23 protein-coding genes are annotated in these 20,731 nt (G+C 42.1%); 22 read left to right on the forward strand and 1 reads right to left on the reverse strand.

What is annotated here, in order from left to right; translation table 11 throughout:
• Positions 1-7: 7 nt before the first annotated feature.
• From hisC to A374_RS03505, 11 genes are all read left to right on the forward strand, one after another.
• Entirely contained in the window at positions 8-1,105 is a 1,098-nt protein-coding gene (hisC, locus tag A374_RS03455; protein WP_007200793.1) for a histidinol-phosphate transaminase, read from the forward strand.
• A 96-nt stretch (positions 1,106-1,201) separates the two neighbouring features.
• Entirely contained in the window at positions 1,202-1,534 is a 333-nt protein-coding gene (locus A374_RS20955; protein ID WP_193760831.1) for a hypothetical protein, read from the forward strand.
• A 288-nt stretch (positions 1,535-1,822) separates the two neighbouring features.
• The gene (locus tag A374_RS03465) at positions 1,823-3,124 is read left to right on the forward strand and encodes a tetratricopeptide repeat protein (RefSeq protein WP_486599174.1); all 1,302 of its coding nucleotides are present in this window, start codon (positions 1,823-1,825) and stop codon (positions 3,122-3,124) included.
• A 109-nt stretch (positions 3,125-3,233) separates the two neighbouring features.
• Positions 3,234-3,770 (forward strand): ReoY family proteolytic degradation factor, encoded by a 537-nt coding sequence (locus tag A374_RS03470; protein ID WP_007200796.1) that lies wholly within the window; start codon positions 3,234-3,236, stop codon positions 3,768-3,770.
• Between the two features lie 206 nt (positions 3,771-3,976).
• A complete protein-coding gene (locus A374_RS03475; protein ID WP_007200797.1) occupies positions 3,977-4,444 on the forward strand; it encodes a YpiF family protein in 468 nt (155 codons plus the stop codon).
• Positions 4,445-4,569: 125 nt separating this feature from the next.
• Positions 4,570-5,073, forward strand: a complete 504-nt coding sequence (locus tag A374_RS03480) for a Rieske (2Fe-2S) protein (protein ID WP_040340293.1) — start codon at positions 4,570-4,572, stop codon at positions 5,071-5,073.
• Between the two features lie 3 nt (positions 5,074-5,076).
• Positions 5,077-5,748, forward strand: coding sequence for a menaquinol-cytochrome c reductase cytochrome b subunit (gene qcrB, locus A374_RS03485; RefSeq protein WP_007200799.1), 672 nt, complete (start codon positions 5,077-5,079; stop codon positions 5,746-5,748).
• A gap of 72 nt (positions 5,749-5,820) precedes the next feature.
• The gene (locus tag A374_RS03490; protein WP_007200800.1) at positions 5,821-6,579 is read left to right on the forward strand and encodes a menaquinol-cytochrome c reductase cytochrome b/c subunit; all 759 of its coding nucleotides are present in this window, start codon (positions 5,821-5,823) and stop codon (positions 6,577-6,579) included.
• A 165-nt stretch (positions 6,580-6,744) separates the two neighbouring features.
• Entirely contained in the window at positions 6,745-7,320 is a 576-nt protein-coding gene (gene lhaT / locus A374_RS03495; protein WP_007200801.1) for a lipoprotein heptaprenylglyceryl N-acetyltransferase LhaT, read from the forward strand.
• Positions 7,321-7,379: 59 nt separating this feature from the next.
• Positions 7,380-8,171 carry a sporulation protein YpjB gene (locus A374_RS03500; RefSeq protein WP_007200802.1) on the forward strand — a complete coding sequence of 264 codons (792 nt, stop codon included), beginning with the start codon at positions 7,380-7,382 and terminating at the stop codon, positions 8,169-8,171.
• A gap of 71 nt (positions 8,172-8,242) precedes the next feature.
• Complete coding sequence (locus tag A374_RS03505) at positions 8,243-8,926, forward strand: zinc metallopeptidase (protein ID WP_007200803.1); 684 nt, start codon at positions 8,243-8,245, stop codon at positions 8,924-8,926.
• A 60-nt stretch (positions 8,927-8,986) separates the two neighbouring features.
• Here A374_RS03505 and A374_RS03510 read toward each other — a convergent pair whose 3' ends face one another.
• Positions 8,987-9,862 (reverse strand): YitT family protein, encoded by an 876-nt coding sequence (locus A374_RS03510; RefSeq protein WP_007200804.1) that lies wholly within the window; start codon positions 9,860-9,862, stop codon positions 8,987-8,989.
• A 140-nt stretch (positions 9,863-10,002) separates the two neighbouring features.
• On the opposite strand from A374_RS03510, the gene A374_RS03515 reads away from it, so the two are divergent.
• From A374_RS03515 to dinG, 11 genes are all read left to right on the forward strand, one after another.
• A complete protein-coding gene (locus A374_RS03515) occupies positions 10,003-10,347 on the forward strand; it encodes a nucleotide pyrophosphohydrolase (RefSeq protein WP_007200805.1) in 345 nt (114 codons plus the stop codon).
• On the forward strand, positions 10,340-11,143 hold the full coding sequence (dapB, locus tag A374_RS03520; protein ID WP_007200806.1) for a 4-hydroxy-tetrahydrodipicolinate reductase: 804 nt from the start codon (positions 10,340-10,342) through the stop codon (positions 11,141-11,143). The genes A374_RS03515 and dapB overlap by 8 nt, the downstream gene beginning before the upstream one ends.
• A gap of 13 nt (positions 11,144-11,156) precedes the next feature.
• Positions 11,157-11,573 (forward strand): methylglyoxal synthase, encoded by a 417-nt coding sequence (locus tag A374_RS03525; protein WP_007200807.1) that lies wholly within the window; start codon positions 11,157-11,159, stop codon positions 11,571-11,573.
• Positions 11,566-12,261, forward strand: coding sequence for a bacillithiol biosynthesis deacetylase BshB1 (gene bshB1, locus A374_RS03530; RefSeq protein WP_007200808.1), 696 nt, complete (start codon positions 11,566-11,568; stop codon positions 12,259-12,261). Before A374_RS03525 ends, bshB1 begins: the two co-directional genes overlap by 8 nt.
• A gap of 11 nt (positions 12,262-12,272) precedes the next feature.
• On the forward strand, positions 12,273-13,400 hold the full coding sequence (gene bshA, locus A374_RS03535; protein ID WP_007200809.1) for an N-acetyl-alpha-D-glucosaminyl L-malate synthase BshA: 1,128 nt from the start codon (positions 12,273-12,275) through the stop codon (positions 13,398-13,400).
• A gap of 3 nt (positions 13,401-13,403) precedes the next feature.
• A complete protein-coding gene (locus tag A374_RS03540; protein WP_007200810.1) occupies positions 13,404-14,597 on the forward strand; it encodes a CCA tRNA nucleotidyltransferase in 1,194 nt (397 codons plus the stop codon).
• Positions 14,567-15,568, forward strand: coding sequence for a biotin--[acetyl-CoA-carboxylase] ligase (locus A374_RS03545; RefSeq protein WP_007200811.1), 1,002 nt, complete (start codon positions 14,567-14,569; stop codon positions 15,566-15,568). The genes A374_RS03540 and A374_RS03545 overlap by 31 nt, the downstream gene beginning before the upstream one ends.
• Before the next feature lie 169 nt (positions 15,569-15,737).
• Positions 15,738-16,574 (forward strand): 3-methyl-2-oxobutanoate hydroxymethyltransferase, encoded by an 837-nt coding sequence (panB, locus tag A374_RS03550; RefSeq protein WP_007200812.1) that lies wholly within the window; start codon positions 15,738-15,740, stop codon positions 16,572-16,574.
• Between the two features lies 1 nt (position 16,575).
• A complete protein-coding gene (gene panC / locus A374_RS03555; protein WP_007200813.1) occupies positions 16,576-17,451 on the forward strand; it encodes a pantoate--beta-alanine ligase in 876 nt (291 codons plus the stop codon).
• Complete coding sequence (panD, locus tag A374_RS03560; protein ID WP_007200814.1) at positions 17,444-17,827, forward strand: aspartate 1-decarboxylase; 384 nt, start codon at positions 17,444-17,446, stop codon at positions 17,825-17,827. The genes panC and panD overlap by 8 nt, the downstream gene beginning before the upstream one ends.
• A gap of 70 nt (positions 17,828-17,897) precedes the next feature.
• Complete coding sequence (dinG, locus tag A374_RS03565) at positions 17,898-20,708, forward strand: ATP-dependent DNA helicase DinG (RefSeq protein WP_007200815.1); 2,811 nt, start codon at positions 17,898-17,900, stop codon at positions 20,706-20,708.
• Positions 20,709-20,731: the final 23 nt, after the last annotated feature.

Here is a 20,731-nt window from a genome sequence, read left to right on the forward strand (position 1 = left end):
ATTATTAGTGGAAGCGAAAAAACAATTGCGGCAGTTAACTCCTTACAAACCAGGGAAGCCGATTGAGGAAGTAAAGCGAGAGTTTGGTCTTGAAAAAATCGTAAAACTCGCTTCAAACGAAAATCCATATGGTTGCTCAGCAACTGTTAAAGATGCGATTTTATCTGAAGTGAATCAGTTAGCGCTTTATCCGGATGGCTATAGCGCTGAGTTACGTGAAGCACTATCACAGTTTCTTCACGTATCAAAAGATCAGCTTATTTTTGGAAATGGCTCAGATGAAATTGTTCAAATTTTATCGCGTAGTTACCTTGGTGAAGGAAGTAATACAATCATGGCTACGCCGACATTTCCTCAATACAAACATAATGCCATCATTGAAGGCGCAGAGGTTATTGAAGTACCACTCGTTGCCGGTGAACATGATTTAGAGGCCATGCTTCAAGCCATTAATGAGCAAACGAAAATCGTTTGGTTATGCTCGCCAAATAATCCAACAGGCAATCACATAACAGAGTCTGCTTTTGCTGCTTTTATGAAGCGAGTGCCAAAGCACGTGCTCGTCGTTAGTGACGAAGCGTACTATGAGTATGTTGAAGCCGAAGATTACCCAGAAACGGTACCATACTTACAGCAGTATCCTAACTTAGTGATTTTACGAACGTTCTCGAAGGCATATGGATTAGCTGCGTTACGCGTCGGATATGGCATTGCTTCAGAGGAGATTATTTCAGGCATCGAGCCTGCGCGTGAGCCGTTTAATACGTCTCGTATTGCGCAAAAAGCAGCATTAGCAGCGCTTCAGGATCAAGACTTTATTAAAGCGTGCTTTACAAAAAACAGAGATGGTATTCAACAATATTATGACTTTTGTGAAGCGCATGGTTTGTATTGTTTTCCTTCACAAGCGAATTTTGTCTTTATTGATGTAGAACAAAATTCAGACGAGCTGTTTAACTATTTATTAGAACGCGGATATATTGTGCGGGCAGGAACGGCGCTAGGCTACCCAAATGCGGTGCGAATTACTGTTGGTAGTGCAGAACAAAATGAAGCAATTTTAACACATATAGCGGCATTTCTCGCCTCACGTACAACTGTATAAGAAGGGAAAACGAGGAGGGGGCATAAACAGCCCTACCTTTATAAAAATGGCTTCAGCATCGAAAACCGATGCTGAAGCTATTTTTTTAGATTTGTCTTGCGTTCAGGTTACGTAGGGGCATTCGATTCGCGCGCAGGGGCACTCAGTTCGCGCGCAGGAGCACTTGATTCGCGCGCAGGAGCACCCGATTCGCGCGCAGAAGCACTCAGTTCGCGCGCAGGAGCACCCGATTCGCGCGCAGAAGCACTCAGTTCGCGCGCAGGAGCACTTGATTCGCGCGCAGGAGCACTTGATTCGCGCGCAGGAGCACTTGATTCGCGCGCAGGAGCACTCGATTCGCGCGCAGAAGCCCTCAGCTCGCGCGCAACCAAGACAAATCTCTCTCAGAGCATGTGCAAGAGATCAAAAAAAGAGCAAATCAAGCGCTAAGCTTGCAAATGCGCCACAAAATAGGGGAAATATGATGTCCCAAGTCCGTTTCTATTTATAAGCTACTCATCTAGGTAAGTCTCATGAAATAGTGTAATGATTGCGATAAATTCGAAATTTTCGAAAAAATACCATTGCATTTTAATGAATCGTTGGTATAATATAACTAATATGGTTTCTCTCCACTCCTATCCATATTATTTTCCCTGACAGCGCTTTCTAAAGTCAGGGCTTTTTTGTGTGTTGATAGTGTTAGAAACATATTCATTGAGTGGCCCCTTTTCTCTCATGTATAATAAAAGCAAAGAATTGTATAACAAGGGAGAAGAAAACGTGGAAAAATTGCAAGAAGCTGTATCGCTCATAGAAATGGGTCATGTTGAAGAAGGAATGGCACTGATACAAACGTTAAAAAAAGATGCCGATCACCAAACACTGTATGATATTGCAAAGCTTTATGAAAATCTTGGTCACCTAGAAGAAGCGATGAATGTTGTACAGCGCTTACGATCTCTTTACCCGGAAGAAGGAGAGCTTTCCATCTTCGCTGCAGAATTACTCATTGAGTTAGAACAAGAAGATGAGGCATTAGAAATTCTCGGAAGCATTTCTCGTTTTGATGACGCTTATACACAATCCTTATTGCTACAAGCAGATTTGTACTTTATGCAAGGTCTTCATGAAGTAGCGGAGCAAAAGCTGTTAAAGGCGCGTAGTGCTTCTCCAAATGAACCGGTATTAGCTTATGCATTAGGAGAACTTTATCTTGAACGTGGGGACTTTATTAAAAGCGCTGTGTTTTTAAAAGAAGCTGAGAGCATTGCTGATCAACTACCAGAAGGAGAGCTTCACCTTCGCTTAGCAGAAGCGTTAAGCCGAGGAGGACAGTTTGAAGAAGCCCTTCTGTACTATCAAAAAGGCTTGAAAAAGAAAAAGGAATTGCACAGTTACTTCGGTTATGGATTAACGGCAATGAAAACAAAAGAATACAAAATTGCCATTTCTGCCTTTACAGAACTAAAAAGTTTGGATCCTGATTATACAACGCTTTATCCGTTACTTGCTAACGCGTATGAAGAAGAAGGCGCGCTAGATGAGGCGCTAGCTACTGTAAAAGAGGGCTTAGTAAAAGATGATTTTAATGAAGAGCTAAAGGGAAAGGCGGCACGCTTGTTGTATCAACAAGGCAATCGTGAAGAAGGGGAGCGCTATGCTCGAGAAGTCATTGCGATTAACCCTTCAAATGCTGAAGCCGTTCTTCACTTCTCATCCATGCTGCGCAAAGAAGAGCGATTCGACGACATCGTGGACTTGTTAACCCACATTGTAGAACAAGGCGATGCTACGCCTGAAATGATATGGGATCTCGCCTTTGCCTATAACGAAAGGGAAGAATTTGAACAAGCTCGCACGCATTATGAACAAGCGTATCCAGAGTTTAAAGAGAGTGAAGTATTTTTAGAAGAGTATGGCGAATTTTTAATAGAAGAAGGCGAACCAGAAAAAGCGCTTGCTTTATTTAAAGAGGCGCTTTCCATTAACCCAATGTTGCATCATTTAGAAGAGACGATTGATCGTTTACAGTCTTAATAGACGAGGATTGTATTACTGAAATATCTTTTTTAAAGAAGGATTTAAGTTCACCAAGAAGAATATACTACAGTAATATCCTTTGGTTAGGAATGATGGGGGGATCACAATGAGCAGCACCGTTTCTGTCCTGGAAAAAAAGGATTTCATTAAATGGTTTTTAAATCATTATCAGTTAAAAAAACGGGAATGCGTCTGGTTGCTAAATTATTTAGTTAGCGATGACACGCTCATGGAAAAGGTTCACTTTGTAGAGAAGGCTGAATATTGCCCGAAAGCCATCATTATGTCCGCACAATGCACCGATGGCGTCCCATTTCGCTTCTATAAGCAAAATGTTTTAACGACCGATGCAGAAAAATCATTTCATGATATCCGTTTAAATCAAGAAGAGGACATTTTTATTGAATTAAATTTTAATTCTGCCAGATTAACACCAGAGTATGCTTCGGTCTTAGAAGAGAACCCGCATTTACCTGAAAATATGGTTACCGATCGAAAATACGGGTTATGGGCTGAATTAATTTTAGATCAATCTGTGACGCAATTTAAGAAACAGAAAATACTTGTAGGAATTGATCAAGCCTTAGATCAAAAAGATGAGGAAACCTTTCAATTTCTTACAGAAGAGTTACGAAAATTATAAAATGAAAAAGCCTTATTCGTCTTTGGATGAATAAGGCTTTTTTGTTATAAAAAATTTAAAAAAGAGAAGGGAATAGGGGGCCATAAACCGAACTTTTATGGTATCCAGTTTCTTCTTAGGGAAGCTTCTCTAAATTTTTCTTTTTTACGCGCGCTAGCGCCGCTTTATGATAAGATGAATACATCCCAAAAAAAGGAGTATTCAACATGAAGTGGAAATCACAAGACGTAGCTATTTATCACCAATCACAAGAATATGTGGATACAGTTGTTGTTCCGCTTATTCCTATGTCTTTTGGAACAGATATGAAAACAGCAGCGATGATGAGTCAATATGCTCGTTTAATAGTCGAAGAAATGGAACGGCAATTGCATGGACGGCTGTTTTTAGTACCAGAATTTGTGTATGGGCCTTTTGAATCAGAAGAAAGCCTTCATTTACGGTTACAAGCCTGGCGAAAGCATGTAAAGGAAGCGGGATTTACCCACTTATTTTATGTGACGAGTGATGTACGATGGAAAAAGGATGAGCACTTGTTGGAAGATCCCCTGTTATGGGTGCCGGCCATTCCAATAGAAACGATGAGCGCAGAATATCAAGAAGAAATTGTAAAAGAGCAAGCGAAACAACTGTTTCAAGTCATTGTGAACGAATGGAGCAAAGCCCCTCTGTAAAAATTGGAGAATCATGTTCATATTGACAGTAAAAGACAACTTAGGCTATCATGTTAGTGTCCTAGTAATATGTGTAAACTTGTTAGTCCGGTTTGGACGTCATCTACAGCAAGGGGGGGAAATAAATGTCTAAGGAAGATATTTCTAGACGCCAGTTTTTGAACTATACCTTAACAGGGGTAGGCGGGTTCATGGCTGCAGGGGTGTTAATGCCAATGGTCCGTTTCGCGATTGATCCCGTTCTCGCAAAAGAGGCGAATCAAGATATGGTAGCGGTTACAGAAGTGGCGAAAATTGGCGATGAGCCGAAACGATTTAACTTCAAGATTAAACAAAAAGACGGCTGGTATGAATCAGAAGTGACGCTTTCAGCATGGGTGTACAAAAATGGCAAAGGCGAAATTAACGCCTTATCACCAGTTTGTAAGCATTTAGGCTGTACCATTGACTGGAATACAGATCCAGGTCACCCAAACCAGTTCTATTGTCCATGCCATGGCGGACGGTATACGAAAGATGGTACGAACGTTAAAGGCACACCACCTTTAGCACCTCTTGACGTATATGAAAGCAAAGTGAAAGATGGAAAGCTTTATTTAGGAAAAGCGAAACCACGAAAGGGGGCGTAATGAATGCTTCAAAAAGTGTATGATTGGGTTGATGAGCGTTTAGATATTACGCCGCTCTGGCGAGATGTAGCGGATCATGAAGTGCCGGAGCACGTGAACCCTGCGCATCATTTTTCAGCCTTTGTGTATTGTTTTGGAGGATTAACTTTCTTTATTACCGTTATTCAAATTTTATCAGGTATGTTTTTAGCGATGTATTATGCACCAGATATCGTCAACGCTTGGGAATCGGTTTATTATTTACAAAACCAAGTAGCATTTGGCGTCATTGTTAGGGGAATGCACCACTGGGGAGCTAGTTTGGTTATTGTTATGATGTTCTTACATACGTTACGTGTTTTCTTCCAAGGTGCCTACAAGAAGCCTCGTGAGCTAAACTGGGTCGTTGGTGTGTTAATTTTTGGCGTTATGCTGGGACTTGGCTTTACTGGTTATTTATTGCCTTGGGATATGAAAGCCGTGTTTGCGACTAAAGTAGGGATTCAAATTGCTGAAACCATCCCGGTAATTGGTCCGATTGCAAAAACGTTCTTATCAAGTGGAGAGATTATTGGGGCTCAAACGTTAACGCGTTTCTTCGCCATTCACGTCTTCTTCCTACCAGCTGCCTTGCTTGCACTGATGGGAGCTCACTTTATTATGATTCGTAAGCAAGGGATTTCCGGACCGCTGTAAACCGCGGTGCATGCACTTATTTTTACCAAGCTACTATGTAAAAATACATGAATGAAAAAGGGAGGGAGAAAGATGCATCGAGGCAAAGGTATGAAGTTTGTTGGAGACTCCCGTGTTCCAGCTGAGCGCAAGCCGAACGTTCCGAAAGATTATTCGGAATATCCGGGAAAAACGGAAGCGTTTTGGCCAAACTTCCTTTTGAAAGAATGGATGGTAGGCGCAGTTTTCTTAATTGGTTATCTTATTTTAACGGTATCTCATGAATCTCCGTTAGAAAGAAAAGCCGATCCAACGGACGCTGGCTACATTCCACTTCCTGACTGGTATTTTTTATTTTTGTATCAGCTTTTAAAATATAAATATGCAGCAGGGGATTATGTTTTAATTGGAACGATTGTAATTCCAGGCCTTGCTTTTGGCGCTCTATTGTTAGCGCCGTGGCTAGATCGCAGTCCAGAACGTCGTCCATCTCGTCGTCCTGTTGCCACAGGCTTAATGCTTCTAGCGCTTATTTCCATTACGTATCTTACGTGGGAATCTGTCGTGACGCATGATTGGAATAAAGCGGCTCAACAAGGGAAAATCATTACATCAAAAGTTGATAAAAAAGATCCTGGCTATGAAATTTTTAAAGGCCAATCTTGCATAGGGTGTCACGGATCAGAGCTATCGGGAGGATCAGGCCCATCGCTCATTGGTACGGGCTTAAAACCAGAAGAAATAATGAAAATTGCGCGAAAAGGGCGAGGTGCTATGCCTGCCAATGCGTTTAAAGGTAACGATGCTGATTTGAAGAAACTAGCAACGTTTATTTCAAAGCAAAAAAAATAACACTTGGAAAAGCTGGCTTTCATAGTCGGCTTTTTTTATATGAAAGATAGAATTTTTCACGTAGTTACATTAGGCAATGCGCATGCTGTTATACTAACAAAGTGGATACAATAATATGAGTGAAAAAGAGGTGAAACTGCTACCCTTGAGTAGTAGTAGATTAACATGATGTATATTCAGACCATACTGCGACAAAAAAGTTTTCTCGTTCTTCTTCTGCTGATTAATGTGTTAGGGACTGCTTATGGATATTATTGGTATAAAGATCAATTAGCCGAAACGCCTCTTCAGTTTATACTGTTTGTTCCAGATAGCCCGACAGCAAGCTTGTTTTTCGTTATCGTACTAATTGGCTTTCTTATGAATCGCAACTTTCCTTTGTTTGAAGCGTTGGCTGCAGTGAGCTTATTTAAGTACGGCATCTGGGCTGTTGGCATGAATATTGCTGGTGGACTAGTCGGTACAGGATTAAATGCGGCGGGTTATATGCTTATTTTTTCTCACTTAGGCATGGCGATTGAAGGATTGTTATATACACCGTTTTATCGAATCAAACGGCATCATCTAATGATTGCGGCGGTTGTGTTACTTCATAACGAAATCATTGATTATGTATTTGGGATGATGCCTCGCTATGATCTGCTATGGGCGTATACGAAAGAAATTGCGTATGCTACCTTTTGGCTGAGCATACTCTCTGTATGGCTTGTCGGATATTTAACGAGGAAGAAGGCGGCTTAAAGGTCTACTCTTGTCCTCTTGTGCATACATTGAATGTATACTGCATAGGAGGGACTTGTATGAAGCGAATTCTATTAGCTGTCGTTTGTTGCGTGCTCTTTCTATTTGGAGGCTCATTATCTGCCAAAGCGGTTGAGAATACGGGATCGACGCTTGAAAAGGCGGCTCAGCTTTCCGATCAAGCGCTAGAGCTCGCAAAGGAAGAACGATACAAGGAAGCAAGTGAGGTCCTTTCCTACTTGTTAACGCAATTTGGGAAATCTGAGGAGCAAGCAAAGTTAGCACGTGCACAGCAGCGCTTGGTAGATTCAACGATGGAAACGACGCTAGCAACGCTTGGTAAAATCGAAGGGACTCAAGAAGAAAAAGTGGAGCGATTAACAGGCGTACGCCTCCTGCTTGATGCAATTGTCTCCGATCAACAACCGCTCTGGAAACAGATGGAATATAAAGTGGTCAATCCATTAAAACGCATGCAGTTAACGGCGAAACAAGGGCATTCTACTGAGGTGCAAGAAGCAACGAATGAATTTTTAAGCAACTATTATATTGTTCGTCCTGCGCTTTCGGTTGATATAGCAGAGGAAACGTTTGCTGCCGTTGATGACCAGGTCGCTTTTATTGAAAAAATGCGTAGTCATAGTTTCCAAACGAAAGCCGATCAAGAGCGGTTAGCTACGGCTACGGCAACACTTGAAAGCGTCTTTACGGATGAAAAAGAAGCATCTGAACCGAGTCTATTCTGGTTAATTACCTCAATCGGTGGCATTATTTCGGCTACATTATTTTATGTAGGTTGGAGAAAATACCGAGGAGAAAAAACAAAATTGAAAGAGACCGATAAACGATAAAGCGTCGGGATTGACAGAATTTGCGTCGATTATTACAATAATGGTATTACATTATCGGAGGAATGCACAACATGACATTTCTTATTTATTTCGCCGTTCTATTGATTATCCCTATCTGGGCCCAAATGCGTGTCAAACGCACGTACTCCAAGTATTCAGAGGTTGCTAATTCTACTGGCAAAACCGGTGCAGAAGTAGCGCGTGAAATACTCGATCGTAACGGGCTCTATGACGTAGCGATTGAACCTGTAGAAGGCCATTTAAGTGACCACTATGATCCTCGTGATAAAGTCGTTCGTTTATCAGAAGATAACTATTATGGTCACTCCATCGCTGGATCTGCTGTTGCAGCCCATGAAGTCGGGCATGCGATTCAAGATGCGCAGAACTATAGCCCGTTACGTATTCGCCACGCACTCGTACCGGTTGCGAATATTGGCTCTAACTTTTCGTATTTGCTCATCCTAGCAGGGATGTTGCTAGCCTCTGCAAAGCTTTTACTTGTAGGAATTATTTTTATGGGCGCAGCTGTTTTATTCCAACTTGTTACACTTCCTGTTGAGTTTAATGCAAGTAGCCGTGCCATGAAACAAATGGTGGGCAATGGGTTAATTGGATCTGGAGAAGAAGAAGGACGTGCGCGTAAAGTATTAAATGCTGCCGCACTAACGTATGTTGCAGCCGCATTAGTTGCTGTTTTAGAGCTTCTTCGTTTCGTATTAAGCTACATCGGATTAAGCGGAAGTGACGATTAAGAAAACGTGTTAGATTCATAAGAAAAAGCGCCGTTGTTATGTTAACAACGGCGCTTCTTTTTATATACCAATAGGGTTTTTATCACTATCTAGTGTAAAGCCTTCTCCTAGTACTTCATGTACATCATTGACGGTAACAAACGCATGTGGATCGACGCGCTCAATGACTTGTTTTAAGCGAACAATTTCATTGCGTGCAAAAACACAATAGAGCACTTCTTTTTGCATGCCTGTAAAACTTCCTTTCGCATTTAAAAGCGTTGCTCCACGATCCATTTCTTCCATAATGAGTGCAGCGATTTCTGCATTTTTCTCAGATATAATCATCGCTGCTTTTCCTGCATAGGCGCCTTCTTGCATAAAGTCAATCACGCGAGCACCGACAAACACACAAACGAGCGTATACATCGCCTCTTTATAGTCAAGGTAAACGAGGAAGGAAATAATAATGACGCAGGCATCAAATAAAAACATCGTTTTCCCCATACTCCAACCGAAATACTTCGATCCAAGCCGTGCAATAATATCCACACCGCCCGTTGTACCACCGAAGCGAAAAATAATCCCTAAACCAATGCCGATAAATACACCAGCAAAAAGACCGGCAATAATCATATCTTGCTTCAACATTATATGAAGCGAGGAGTAGCGTTGAAAAATAAATAAAAATAAGGAAACGCCAACTGTCCCAAACAAGGTATAAACAAAAGAAGTTTTGCCGAGTAACTTCCATCCAATAAAGAAAAGCGGAATGTTTAACGCTAAGTTTGTATAGGAAGGGTCGATATGAAATAAGAAATAAAGAACGAGTGTAATTCCGGTAAATCCACCTTCTGCTAAATTATTGGCCATATTAAAATGAACAATACCAAATGAGAAAATGGCAGATCCTACTAAAATAAACAAAACATTTTTCAAACGGATGGGAAAATTCATGTGTATGCCTCCTGAAATTGCGCTAATTGCCGTTTTCATTATAAAGGAAAATGGCGCTGTGTTCAATCGCTCTTGAAATTTGTCAAAACCCGTATTCTTCGCTAACATAAACGATAGGATTGAAGATAGAGGTGATTTCTATGAAAAAAACAATGGACATGATGCAACAAGAAGTAGACGCATACATAGGGCAGTTTAAAGAAGGATACTTTAGCCCACTAGCGATGACCGCTCGCTTAACAGAAGAGCTTGGTGAATTAGCGCGTGAGGTGAATCACACGTACGGCGAAAAGCCAAAGAAAAATAGTGAAAAAGAGCAAAAAATTGAAGAAGAGCTTGGGGATTTATTGTTTGTAACGATTTGTTTTGCGAATTCCCTTAACATTGACTTAGAGCAGTCATTTAACACGGTTATGGAAAAATTCGCAACGAGAGATCGCGATCGTTGGACAAGAATCGATGAAGGAGAGAGCACACATGAATAAAACCATTTCTGTCGTTATTGCCGGACCTCGGGGTAAAATGGGAAGAGAAGCCGTTTCGATGGTAACGAACACACCACACTTTCAATTAGTAGGCGTTATTGATCATAAACATGATGGAAAGCTATTACGTGACATGGAAGGAATGCCCGCTATGGATCTTCCTGTTTATGGCGAAGCAGAGCGTTGTTTTTTAGAAACGAAGCCTGATGTGCTCGTTGATTTAACGAAGCCTGATGTTGGCAAGGTACATTTGGAAAAGGCACTAAACCATGGTGTACGACCAGTCATTGGCACTACGGGATTTTCAAAGGAAGATTTAGCACGCGTTACAGCGCTTGCAGCAGACAAGGAATGTGGCGCTATTATTGCTCCGAACTTTGCAGTGGGTGCTGTCTTAATGATGAAATTTGCACAAATGGCGGCAAAATATTTACCAGATGTTGAAATTATCGAAAAGCATCATGATCAAAAACTAGATGCACCATCAGGGACCGCTTTAAAAACCGCTCAATTAATTACCGAAGTACGCTCACCGAAAAAACAAGGTCATCAAGACGAACGTGAAGATTTACCAGGTGCGCGCGGTGCAGAAATGGAAGGCATTCGCATTCATAGTGTGCGTTTACCAGGTCTTGTCGCGCATCAAGAAGTATTGCTTGGCGGGGAAGGACAACTTCTATCCATTAAGCATGATTCGATGAATCGTACGTCCTTTATGCCTGGTGTGAAGCTATGTATTGAAACTGTGATGAAACTTGATCATCTCGTCTATGGGTTAGAAAATATTATAGAATAGAAGGTGGTAGCCTATGCGTATTGCCCTCATTGCTCATGATAATAAAAAGCAAGAAATGGTGCACTTCTCTATGGCGTATGAAGGAATTTTAGAAAAACATGAACTGTTTGCTACAGGAACAACGGGAAAAAAGGTGATGGCAGCGACCAATTTAAACGTCACTCGTTTTCAATCGGGTCCTCTAGGTGGCGATCAACAGATTGGTTCTTTAATTGCTCAAAATGCGATGGATCTCGTATTGTTTTTTCGTGATCCGCTAACACCGCAGCCTCATGAACCGGATATTTCTGCGCTCATTCGCTTATGCGATGTGTACCAAATACCTGTGGCTACCAATGTAGCAGCTGGTGAACTTTTTATTCGTGCGCTAGAGCGTGGCGATTTGGATTGGCGAAAAATTATTAAAGAAAGAGAAGACCGTCATGAATGATTATAAAAGCTGGCTTGCGATTGGAGCGCATGCAGACGATGTTGAAATAGGAATGGCTGGTAGCATCGCGCTTCATACGGCAAAAGGCGGACACGTCACCATTTGTGATTTAACTGAAGCTGAGTTATCGTCCAACGGAACCGTCACTTTACGAAAAGAAGAAGCGCGTCAAGCAGCCAAGGTGCTTGGTGTAGAGCGTCGATTTACAATAGGCTTACCTGATCGCGGCTTGTATATGAACCAAGAAGCGATTATGCAAATTGTCTCGCTGATTCGTGAAGTGAAACCAGATTGTCTTTTTATTCCTTATTGGGAAGATCGGCATCCTGACCATGGCAATGCCGCCAAACTCGTCGAAGAAGCTGCTTTTTCAGCAGGTGTTAAAAACGTTTTGGATCCTAAAGGGCACGCACCTCACCGCGTCGGCCACATTTATTATTATTATATTAATGGCTTTCATAAGCCGTCATTTTGCGTGGACGTTTCCGCTGTTTATGATCGGAAAATTGAGGCGCTCCAATGTTATCGTAGTCAATTTACAAAAGGTGAGCATAGTTTTGATACACCGCTCGTTAATGGCTATATTGAGGGTGTTAGTGCACGTGAGAAAATATTCGGACAAGAAGTTGGCGTCACCTTTGCGGAAGGTTTTTATACAAAAAAACCGCTACTAGTTCAAGAGATGTAAGGAGAACAGTTATGAAGTTAAAAATTGGAATTACTTGTTATCCTACGGTCGGCGGTTCGGGCGTCGTGGCAACAGAGTTAGGTAAACTGCTGGCAGAAAAAGGCCATGAAATTCATTTTATTACATCGAGTTTACCGTTTCGCTTAGGGAAAGTGTATCCTAATATCTTTTATCATGAAGTCGAGGTAAATAACTATTCTGTTTTTAAGTATCCGCCCTATGACCTTGCACTAGCGAGTAAAATGGCGGAAGTGGCGAAACGAGAAAAACTGGATATTATTCATGCTCATTACGCCATCCCGCATGCCGTGTGTGCGTATTTAGCAAAGCAAATGGTCGGTGATTCGTTGAAGATTGTTACAACGCTTCATGGTACGGATATTACGGTGCTAGGCTACGATCCATCGCTAAAGGAAATGATAAAGTTTGGCATTGAGCAGTCTGATGCGGTAACGACCGTTTCCCATAGTTTAAAAGAAGATACACAACGGTTATTAGGCATTCAAAAAAACATCGTACCTATTCATAATTTTGTCGATGAACGCGAGTATTACAAACGGAAAACAGAGCAGCTTCGTGAAGCGTATGGCATTTCTCCTGATGAAAAAGTGGTCATTCATATTTCGAATTTTCGCGGCGTAAAACGCGTACAAGATGTTATTAAGTCTTTTCATCAAATGTCCAAAAGCATTAAAGCAAAACTGCTATTGATCGGGAATGGCCCAGAATTTACGGTGGCGTGTAAGCTCGTTCAAGATTTAGGAATTGAAGACGATGTTTTGTTTCTCGGGAAACAAGAAAATGTGGCAGAATTATTTTCAATGAGTGATCTTAAATTGCTGCTATCAGAAAAAGAAAGCTTTGGTCTTGTCTTATTAGAAGCCATGGCGTGTGGCGTGCCGGTTGTTGGGACGAATATCGGTGGAATTCCAGAAGTTATTTTGCATGGAGAAACAGGCTATATTTGTGAAGTAGGCAATATTGATGAAATTGCGGCGCGTTCGCTCTCCATTCTTATGGATGAAAAGAAGCACGCAACCTTTAGTAGAAATGGGATTGAGCATGTTAAGCAACATTTTCATTCTTCAAAAATTGTTCAAGAGTATGAGAACCTCTATTATGACGTAATGAAAGGGTAGCATATGAATCTCCAAAAACAAGGTGCGATTGAAGTGATGATGGCGCTTGAAGAAGCAGGCTACGAGGCGTACATGGTCGGAGGCTGTGTGCGTGATGAGGTTCTTCAAAAAGAGGTCGCTGATTACGATCTTGCCACTTCGGCATTGCCAGATGCGGTGCGCGCTCTCTTTTTGCAAACCATTCCTGTTGGTCTTGCACATGGAACGGTGATCGTTCGTCATCGCAAGCAATCTTATGAAGTGACGACATTTCGGCAAGAAGGACCTTATCTTGATCAGCGCCGTCCTTCATCGGTTACGTTTATTGCAACGTTAGAAGAAGACTTGTCACGTCGAGATTTCACAATGAATGCGATGGCCAAGGACCGACACGGTAAGCTCTATGATTTCTTTGGTGGAAAACAAGACATTGCCGATAAAATCATTACCACAGTAGGAAGTCCAGAAGCGCGTTTTGAAGAAGATCCTTTACGCATGATGCGCGCGCTCCGATTTTCAGCGGTGCTAGGGTTTACTATTTGTGAAGAAACGCAACACGCGCTGTGCGCAAAAAAGGCGCTTTTGAAACGTGTAAGTACGGAACGCTTAGCACAAGAGTTTATCAAGCTATTAGGTGGTCAGAGCGCAGGTGAAGCGTTGCGGTGGCTTTTTACGAAGGATCTTGTGCACGATTTGCCGATGGGTCATATGCTACAACCACGTGACGATGCCTTTGCGATTCAATGGCATGAGGCCGAGACGCTACAAGAGCAGTGGGCATTATTTTTGTATGAGATGGGTGTCACCGACGCGACGTCTTTTTTAAAGGCATGGAAACAACCGAATCAGGTCGTAAAGACAGTTAGTAAATGGCTTGCTTTTTTACATAGTGGTGAAGCGTTACAAACGTCATCGGTGCTTTATCAATTAGGAACAGGCGGTGCGCATGCGTGCTGGCGTCTTCAAAATATAGTACGAGGGCGACGCAGTAAGGAACGAATAACGGAACTTCAAGAAGCCATTGGGGCACTTCCAATTCAATCTCGCCAAGATCTTTGTTTGAATGGAACGGATGTAGCCGCCTGGGTCGAGAAAGAGCCTGGACCATGGTTGCACTCGCTACTCACACAAATTGAGGAAGAAGTGCTCGCAGGAAGACTTGTGAATGAAAGGGATCGTGTAAAAACATGGGTGAAACAATGGAAGGAAAATCAATGAGACAGCACTTGCTGCAGCTATTAATGGAGCAACGCGGCTCATTTGTATCAGGTCAAGAAATAAGTGATGAGCTTGGCTGTTCACGAACGGCAATTTGGAAGCACATTTCTGAACTTCGTAAAGAAGGCTACGTGATTGATGCCGTTCAACGCAAAGGCTATCAGCTTATGTATGCGCCAAATCGTGTAACAGAACCCGAAATTAAGCGCCATTTACAAAGTACGGTGTTAGCGAAACATATTCGGTATGAAGAATCTGTGAAAAGCACACAAGAAATTGCGCAGCGGCTCTCGTATGAGCATTGTCCAGAGGGAACATTAGTGATTGCAGATGAACAAACCGGAGGCCGCGGTCGACTTGGACGCTCATGGCAGTCGCCAAAAGGAAGCGGTATTTGGATGAGTTTAATTCTTCGCCCTGATATTCCGTTGCAAAAGTCACCACAATTAACCTTACTAGCCGCCGTTTCTGTCGCGAAAGCCATCTATAAAACAACGGGTATGCAAGCAGAGATAAAATGGCCGAATGATATTTTATTGAACGGAAAAAAAGCAGTAGGCATTCTAACGGAACTGCAAGCAGAATCGGATCGTATTCATGCGGTGATTATCGGCATTGGCATTAATGTGAATGTTGCAGAAACGGAATTTGATCCGTCTTTGCGAGACATTGCAACATCGTTAAAAATAGAAGGCAATGAAGACGTTAATCGCGCCAAGCTAGTGGCGTGCATTATGGAAGAAATGGAAACTTTGTATCATGAATATTTACAAAATGGCTTTGGTTTAATTAAGCTCTTGTGGGAAGGCTATGCAGAAAGCATTGGAAAGCGAATTCGTGTTCGCACCCTTCATGAACAAAAAGAAGGTATTGCCAAAGGCATTACCGAAGAAGGCGTCTTATTGTTAGAAGATGATCTTGGAGAAATTCACCACATTTATTCTGCAGATATAGAGATTCCGGGAACGTAAAAAATATGGTACAGTAAGAGATGAGAAAAGGCGGTATCCTATGGAACTGCACTTTCAATCGGGTAATACAGATTATGGACAGCATTCTGCCTAGATCCGAATAGGACCGGGACAGAGGGAAACGTCAATGAAAGGACCTCTGTTCCTCCAAACAAGGAGGAAAAGAAACATGAAAACAACGCATAGTTTTTTAGCGATGAAGGAAAAAAAAGAACCAATTTCTATGGTTACAGCCTACGATTTTCCGTCTGCGCAACTTTCTGCTGCCGCAGGCATTGATATTCTCCTAGTCGGAGACTCTCTCGGAATGGTTGTTCTTGGCTATGACTCAACCGTTCCTGTTACAATTGAGGATATGATTCATCATGGTAAAGCCGTGCGACGCGGCGCACCTGAAACGTTTATCGTTACCGACATGCCGTATATGAGCTATCATAGTTCACTAGAACGCACGATGGAAAATGCACGCCACCTGATGCAACAAACTGGCTCAAATGCGCTAAAACTTGAGGGAAGTGGAGCTGTTATTGAAAAAATTGCCGCCCTCGTTGAAGCAGGAGTACCGATTGTTGGTCATCTAGGGTTAACACCGCAAAGTGCCGGTGTTCTAGGTGGTTTTAAAGTTCAAGGCCGAGATGCTTCTAAAGCACAAAAGCTCGTAGATGATGCATTGGCCATTGAAGCCGCTGGCGCTTGTATGCTCGTTCTTGAATGCGTTCCTCATCAAGTGACGAAACTTGTAACCGAAGCGCTCACCATTCCGGTTATTGGCATTGGTGCTGGCCAAGAAGCAGACGGACAAGTGCTCGTTTATCATGATTTACTGAGCTACGGTTTTCATCATGTGCCTAAATTTGTCAAACAATATGCAACGGTAAGTCACGATATGGTACGTGGTCTTAAACAGTTTCATGAAGAAGTAAAAGCAGCACATTTCCCTCAATCTGAGCACTCCTTTACGATGAAAGATGAAGAAGTGGAAGCTTTGTACGGAGGGAAATCATAACATGAACATCGTTACTACAATTGCAGAAGTGAAACAACGCACAGAAGAAGCTCGTAACCAAGGAAAAACCATTGGCTTTGTGCCAACGATGGGCTTTTTACATGAAGGACACGCGTCTTTAATGAAACGAGCGAGACAAGAATGTGATTTTGTCGTTGTTAGTATTTTTGTTAATCCATTACAATTTGGCCCAAATGAAGATTTTGAGCGCTATCCACGTGACGAACAACGTGATCGCGCGCTAGCGCAAGACATGGGGGTCGATCTTCTGTTTTGTCCAACTGTCGAAGAAATGTATCCGCGTGCTTCTTCTGTGACCGTCAATGTGCATAAGCGGGTTGATGTTCTATGTGGAAAGTCACGTGTAGGTCATTTTGATGGTGTTGCTACGGTGCTCGTCAAGTTATTTAATATCGTTGGTGCTCATAGGGTTTACTTTGGCAGTAAAGATGCTCAGCAAGCGGCCGTTGTTCAAGGATTAATTGAGGACTTTAACATTCCAGTGACACTTGCTTTATGTGAAACAGTTCGCGAACAAGATGGGTTAGCAAAAAGTTCACGCAATGTGTATTTATCACAGCAAGAACGCGACCAAGCGTCACTTCTTTATGCCACGCTTACGCAGGCTGCCACACGGTTACAAGCGGGCGAGAATGTTCAAACGATTGCAGCGATGGTTGAAGCGGAGATTCGTAATCAAACGAGCGGAACGCTTGATTATTTTGAAATACTTTCTTATCCATCACTAGAACAGAACATTAATCATGACGAGCGTGTTATTTTGGCGATTGCTGTGCAATTTTCAAAAGCGCGTTTAATTGATAATCTCATTGTAAGTAGACAAGATCAGAAAGAAGAGGGCATTCATCATGTTTAGAACGTTAATGAAGGGCAAAATCCATCGTGCTGTTGTAACAGAATCCAATTTAAATTATGTAGGAAGCATTACGATTGATGAAGCGATCTTAGATGCAGTTGATATGGTTCCTAATGAAAAAGTACAAATTGTTAACAATAATAATGGTGCTCGATTTGAAACATACATTATTCCTGGTGAACGTGGCTCAGGTGTGATGTGTTTAAATGGTGCGGCTGCTCGTCTTGTACAAGAAGGTGATGTTATCATTGTTATTTCTTATGCCATGATGACAGAACAAGAAATGGCCACTCATCAGCCGAAAGTAGCCATTATGGATGAAAACAATCATATTAAAGAAATTTTAGGTTATGAACCGGCATCCACGATTCTTTAACCCCTTTTTGAAAAGGGGTTTTTCTATTGAGGCCGGTTAGATATAAGCTTGTAGGTAGAGGTGAGAAGGAATGAACAACCGCTATGTAGTCATAGACGTAGAAACGACAGGAAATGCTCCAGCAAAAGGAGATCGAATCATTCAAATAGGTGCAGTAGTTGTAGAAAATCATGAAATTGTTCAGCGGTTTTCTTCCTTCGTTAATCCCGAAGTAGCCATTCCACCATTTATTGAACAGCTTACGGGCATAGATGATTCGATGGTACAAGATGCTCCGCTGTTTGAAGAAGTAGCACCAACGCTATTAACGATGCTAGAGGGCGCTTATTTTGTAGCGCATAACGTATTATTTGACTTGAATTTCCTTCAAGAGGAATTTCAGCGATGTGGTTACGCAACCTTTCAGGGACCACTTTTAGATACGGTTGAGCTAGCGCGGTTGCTGTTTCTTCAAGCAGATGGCTATCAGTTAAACCAATTAGCGGATTACCTAGGGATTGTTCATGAAAACCCGCATCAAGCCGATAGTGATGCCGAGGTAACGGCACACTTGCTTATTTCGCTCATACAAAAGCTTGTCACCTTGCCCCTTGTCACGTTACAACGCTTGCAACCCTTTTTAACAAAAATGCAAAGCAGCTTAGAAGAAATTGTATCTGATATTATGGCAGAAAAAGCAAAAACACATCACGAGGAACGTGGCTTTGATTATTACCGGAACGTGGCGTTAAAAGCCTATGAACCGCTTCAAAGAATAGAAGAAGATGATGAGCCCGTTCCGCCTCATCAAGATGTCCTTCAAGCGTACGCGACAAACATGGCTTATTATGAAAAGCGAAGTGCACAAGAAGAAATGATGGATCTTGTATCCGAAGCGATGAATGATCACCGTCATGCGATAATCGAAGCAGGAACAGGTGTTGGTAAGTCGCTTGGTTATTTAATTCCAGCGCTTCTTTATGGAAAAAAAGAAGGGCGCCCGATTATTGTAAGCACCCATACCATTCAATTGCAGCAACAGTTATTAGAGCGCGATATCCCGTTATTGCATGAAATGATGCCGTTTGATTTTCACGCTACGGTTCTAAAAGGTAGAAATCATTATTTGTGTTTGCGTAAATTTGAACAATCTTTAGATGATCGTTCTGACGATAATTATGATACGAATCTTACGAAAGCACAATTGCTCATCTGGTTAACAGAAACGGAGCAAGGTGATGTGGAAGAGTTAAGTTTATCTTCTGGTGGAAAGATTTTTTGGCATCAAGTGAAAAGTGATGCCAATTCTTGTTTGAATCATCGTTGTCCTTGGTTTTCTCGCTGCTTTTATCACCGAAAACGCCGGGAAGCTCAAGTGTCAGACATCGTGATTACGAATCACGCGTTACTTTTTACCGATGTAAAAAATGATGCGCAACTTCTGCCTGCTTATAAAGAAGTTATTATCGATGAGGCTCATCATGTTGAAGAAGTGGTCAGCGATCATTTTGGCGTGCAAACCGACTATTTTCAATTTGCACGGTTGCTCGAACGGCTGGGCCTTGATCCTGAAAATGGATTGCTTGAAAAACTCTATTCACTACTAGAAGATGTAGACGTACCAGAAGTGCTGCCGTTACTAGAAAAACTTTGCAAGGAATTGCCAGCGCTCAAAATGGAAATAGATGATTTGTTTCGAAGTTTACGCTCGTATGTGATAGCCAAAAACAAAGGCACGATGAATGATTTCGGCCGCCTCAGCTATCGGCCGCAGGCTTCGGATCTAGCAAGTACCCATTGGCAAGCGATTGTTGAAATGGGGCAACGCGTCAGGTTTGCTAGTAAAGATAGTAATACACTCTTAAAGAAAGTAACAAAAGCGCTTCAAGATCGCGAGGAGCATATGAACACGTATCAACAAGGTGTGGTTACTGATTTTGAAGGCGTGCGTGCGAAGCTTGAAGAAGAGTACAAAGGCTTGTTCTATTTATTACACATTGAACATGAAGATGAAGTAACATGGATTGAAGTGGAGGCAAAAGGAGCTAAAAATGCCGTCTATTTGTTTAGCAAACCGATTAGCATTCATGATCTATTGGCAGATGAATATTTTGCGAAAAAAAATAGCGTCATCTTAACGTCCGCAACGCTTTCAATCAAATCTTCGTTTCAGTATGTTATGGAGCGCCTAGGGCTTTTGGATTTTGGTCCGATTACGGCTGGGCTTCCTTCACCGTTTAATTATAAGGAACAAGTAAAATTTATGGTTCCGACAGATGTTCCGCTTATTAATCAAGTCGATCAAGGCGCGTTCATTCGTGATATTGCTGAAAAGCTTCATCAAATTGCTCACGTAACGAAGGGGCGAATGCTCGTCTTGTTTACGTCTAATGATATGTTGCGACAAACGTATCAACGGTTTAAAGAACGCACAGGCAATGATGAATTCGTCCTGTTTGCTCAAGGCGTCGATAGTGGCAGTCGTGCGCGTTTAACGAAGAACTTTAAAAAGTTTGAGCAAGCGATCCTTTTTGGAACGAGTAGCTTTTGGGAAGGCATTGACATTCCTGGTGATGATCTGTCATGCCTGGTCATCGTTCGCTTACCGTTCACACCACCAGACTCACCCATTACCGCTGCAAGAGGAGAAAAGCTGCGCCAAGAAGGTGGTAATCCTTTTATGGAATTAGCGTTGCCACAAGCAATTATACGCTTTAAGCAAGGGTTCGGACGCCTCGTCCGCTCTAAACGTGACCGTGGAGTCGTTTTTGTGCTAGATCGCCGCATTATTGATACGCGCTATGGCAGTGCGTTTATTCAATCGCTACCAGCTGTTCCGCTGCAAAAAGAAAAGCTTCCAGTCCTTCTGGATGATTTAAAAACATGGCTTGCTCATAAATAATTTTTTTAGGTTTCCTTATAATA

Source organism: Fictibacillus macauensis ZFHKF-1 (genome assembly GCF_000269865.1).
Taxonomy (GTDB): domain Bacteria; phylum Bacillota; class Bacilli; order Bacillales; family Fictibacillaceae; genus Fictibacillus_C; species Fictibacillus_C macauensis.

Bases quoted from the DNA above. Each gene is read 5' to 3' on its own strand.
- lhaT (WP_007200801.1), top strand. From the start codon at position 6,745: ATGATGTATATTCAGACCATACTGCGACAAAAAAGTTTTCTCGTTCTT.
- qcrB (WP_007200799.1), top strand. From the start codon at position 5,077: ATGCTTCAAAAAGTGTATGATTGGGTTGATGAGCGTTTAGATATTACG.
- panB (WP_007200812.1), top strand. From the start codon at position 15,738: ATGAAAACAACGCATAGTTTTTTAGCGATGAAGGAAAAAAAAGAACCA.
- A374_RS03515 (WP_007200805.1), top strand. From the start codon at position 10,003: ATGAAAAAAACAATGGACATGATGCAACAAGAAGTAGACGCATACATA.
- dapB (WP_007200806.1), top strand. From the start codon at position 10,340: ATGAATAAAACCATTTCTGTCGTTATTGCCGGACCTCGGGGTAAAATG.
- A374_RS03490 (WP_007200800.1), top strand. From the start codon at position 5,821: ATGCATCGAGGCAAAGGTATGAAGTTTGTTGGAGACTCCCGTGTTCCA.
- A374_RS03475 (WP_007200797.1), top strand. From the start codon at position 3,977: ATGAAGTGGAAATCACAAGACGTAGCTATTTATCACCAATCACAAGAA.
- A374_RS03545 (WP_007200811.1), top strand. From the start codon at position 14,567: ATGGGTGAAACAATGGAAGGAAAATCAATGAGACAGCACTTGCTGCAG.
- A374_RS03505 (WP_007200803.1), top strand. From the start codon at position 8,243: ATGACATTTCTTATTTATTTCGCCGTTCTATTGATTATCCCTATCTGG.
- A374_RS03480 (WP_040340293.1), top strand. From the start codon at position 4,570: ATGTCTAAGGAAGATATTTCTAGACGCCAGTTTTTGAACTATACCTTA.
- panD (WP_007200814.1), top strand. From the start codon at position 17,444: ATGTTTAGAACGTTAATGAAGGGCAAAATCCATCGTGCTGTTGTAACA.
- panC (WP_007200813.1), top strand. From the start codon at position 16,576: ATGAACATCGTTACTACAATTGCAGAAGTGAAACAACGCACAGAAGAA.
- A374_RS03500 (WP_007200802.1), top strand. From the start codon at position 7,380: ATGAAGCGAATTCTATTAGCTGTCGTTTGTTGCGTGCTCTTTCTATTT.
- A374_RS03465 (WP_486599174.1), top strand. From the start codon at position 1,823: ATGTATAATAAAAGCAAAGAATTGTATAACAAGGGAGAAGAAAACGTG.
- A374_RS03510 (WP_007200804.1), bottom strand. From the start codon at position 9,862: ATGAATTTTCCCATCCGTTTGAAAAATGTTTTGTTTATTTTAGTAGGA.
- A374_RS03540 (WP_007200810.1), top strand. From the start codon at position 13,404: ATGAATCTCCAAAAACAAGGTGCGATTGAAGTGATGATGGCGCTTGAA.
- A374_RS03470 (WP_007200796.1), top strand. From the start codon at position 3,234: ATGAGCAGCACCGTTTCTGTCCTGGAAAAAAAGGATTTCATTAAATGG.
- dinG (WP_007200815.1), top strand. From the start codon at position 17,898: ATGAACAACCGCTATGTAGTCATAGACGTAGAAACGACAGGAAATGCT.
- A374_RS03525 (WP_007200807.1), top strand. From the start codon at position 11,157: ATGCGTATTGCCCTCATTGCTCATGATAATAAAAAGCAAGAAATGGTG.
- bshB1 (WP_007200808.1), top strand. From the start codon at position 11,566: ATGAATGATTATAAAAGCTGGCTTGCGATTGGAGCGCATGCAGACGAT.
- bshA (WP_007200809.1), top strand. From the start codon at position 12,273: ATGAAGTTAAAAATTGGAATTACTTGTTATCCTACGGTCGGCGGTTCG.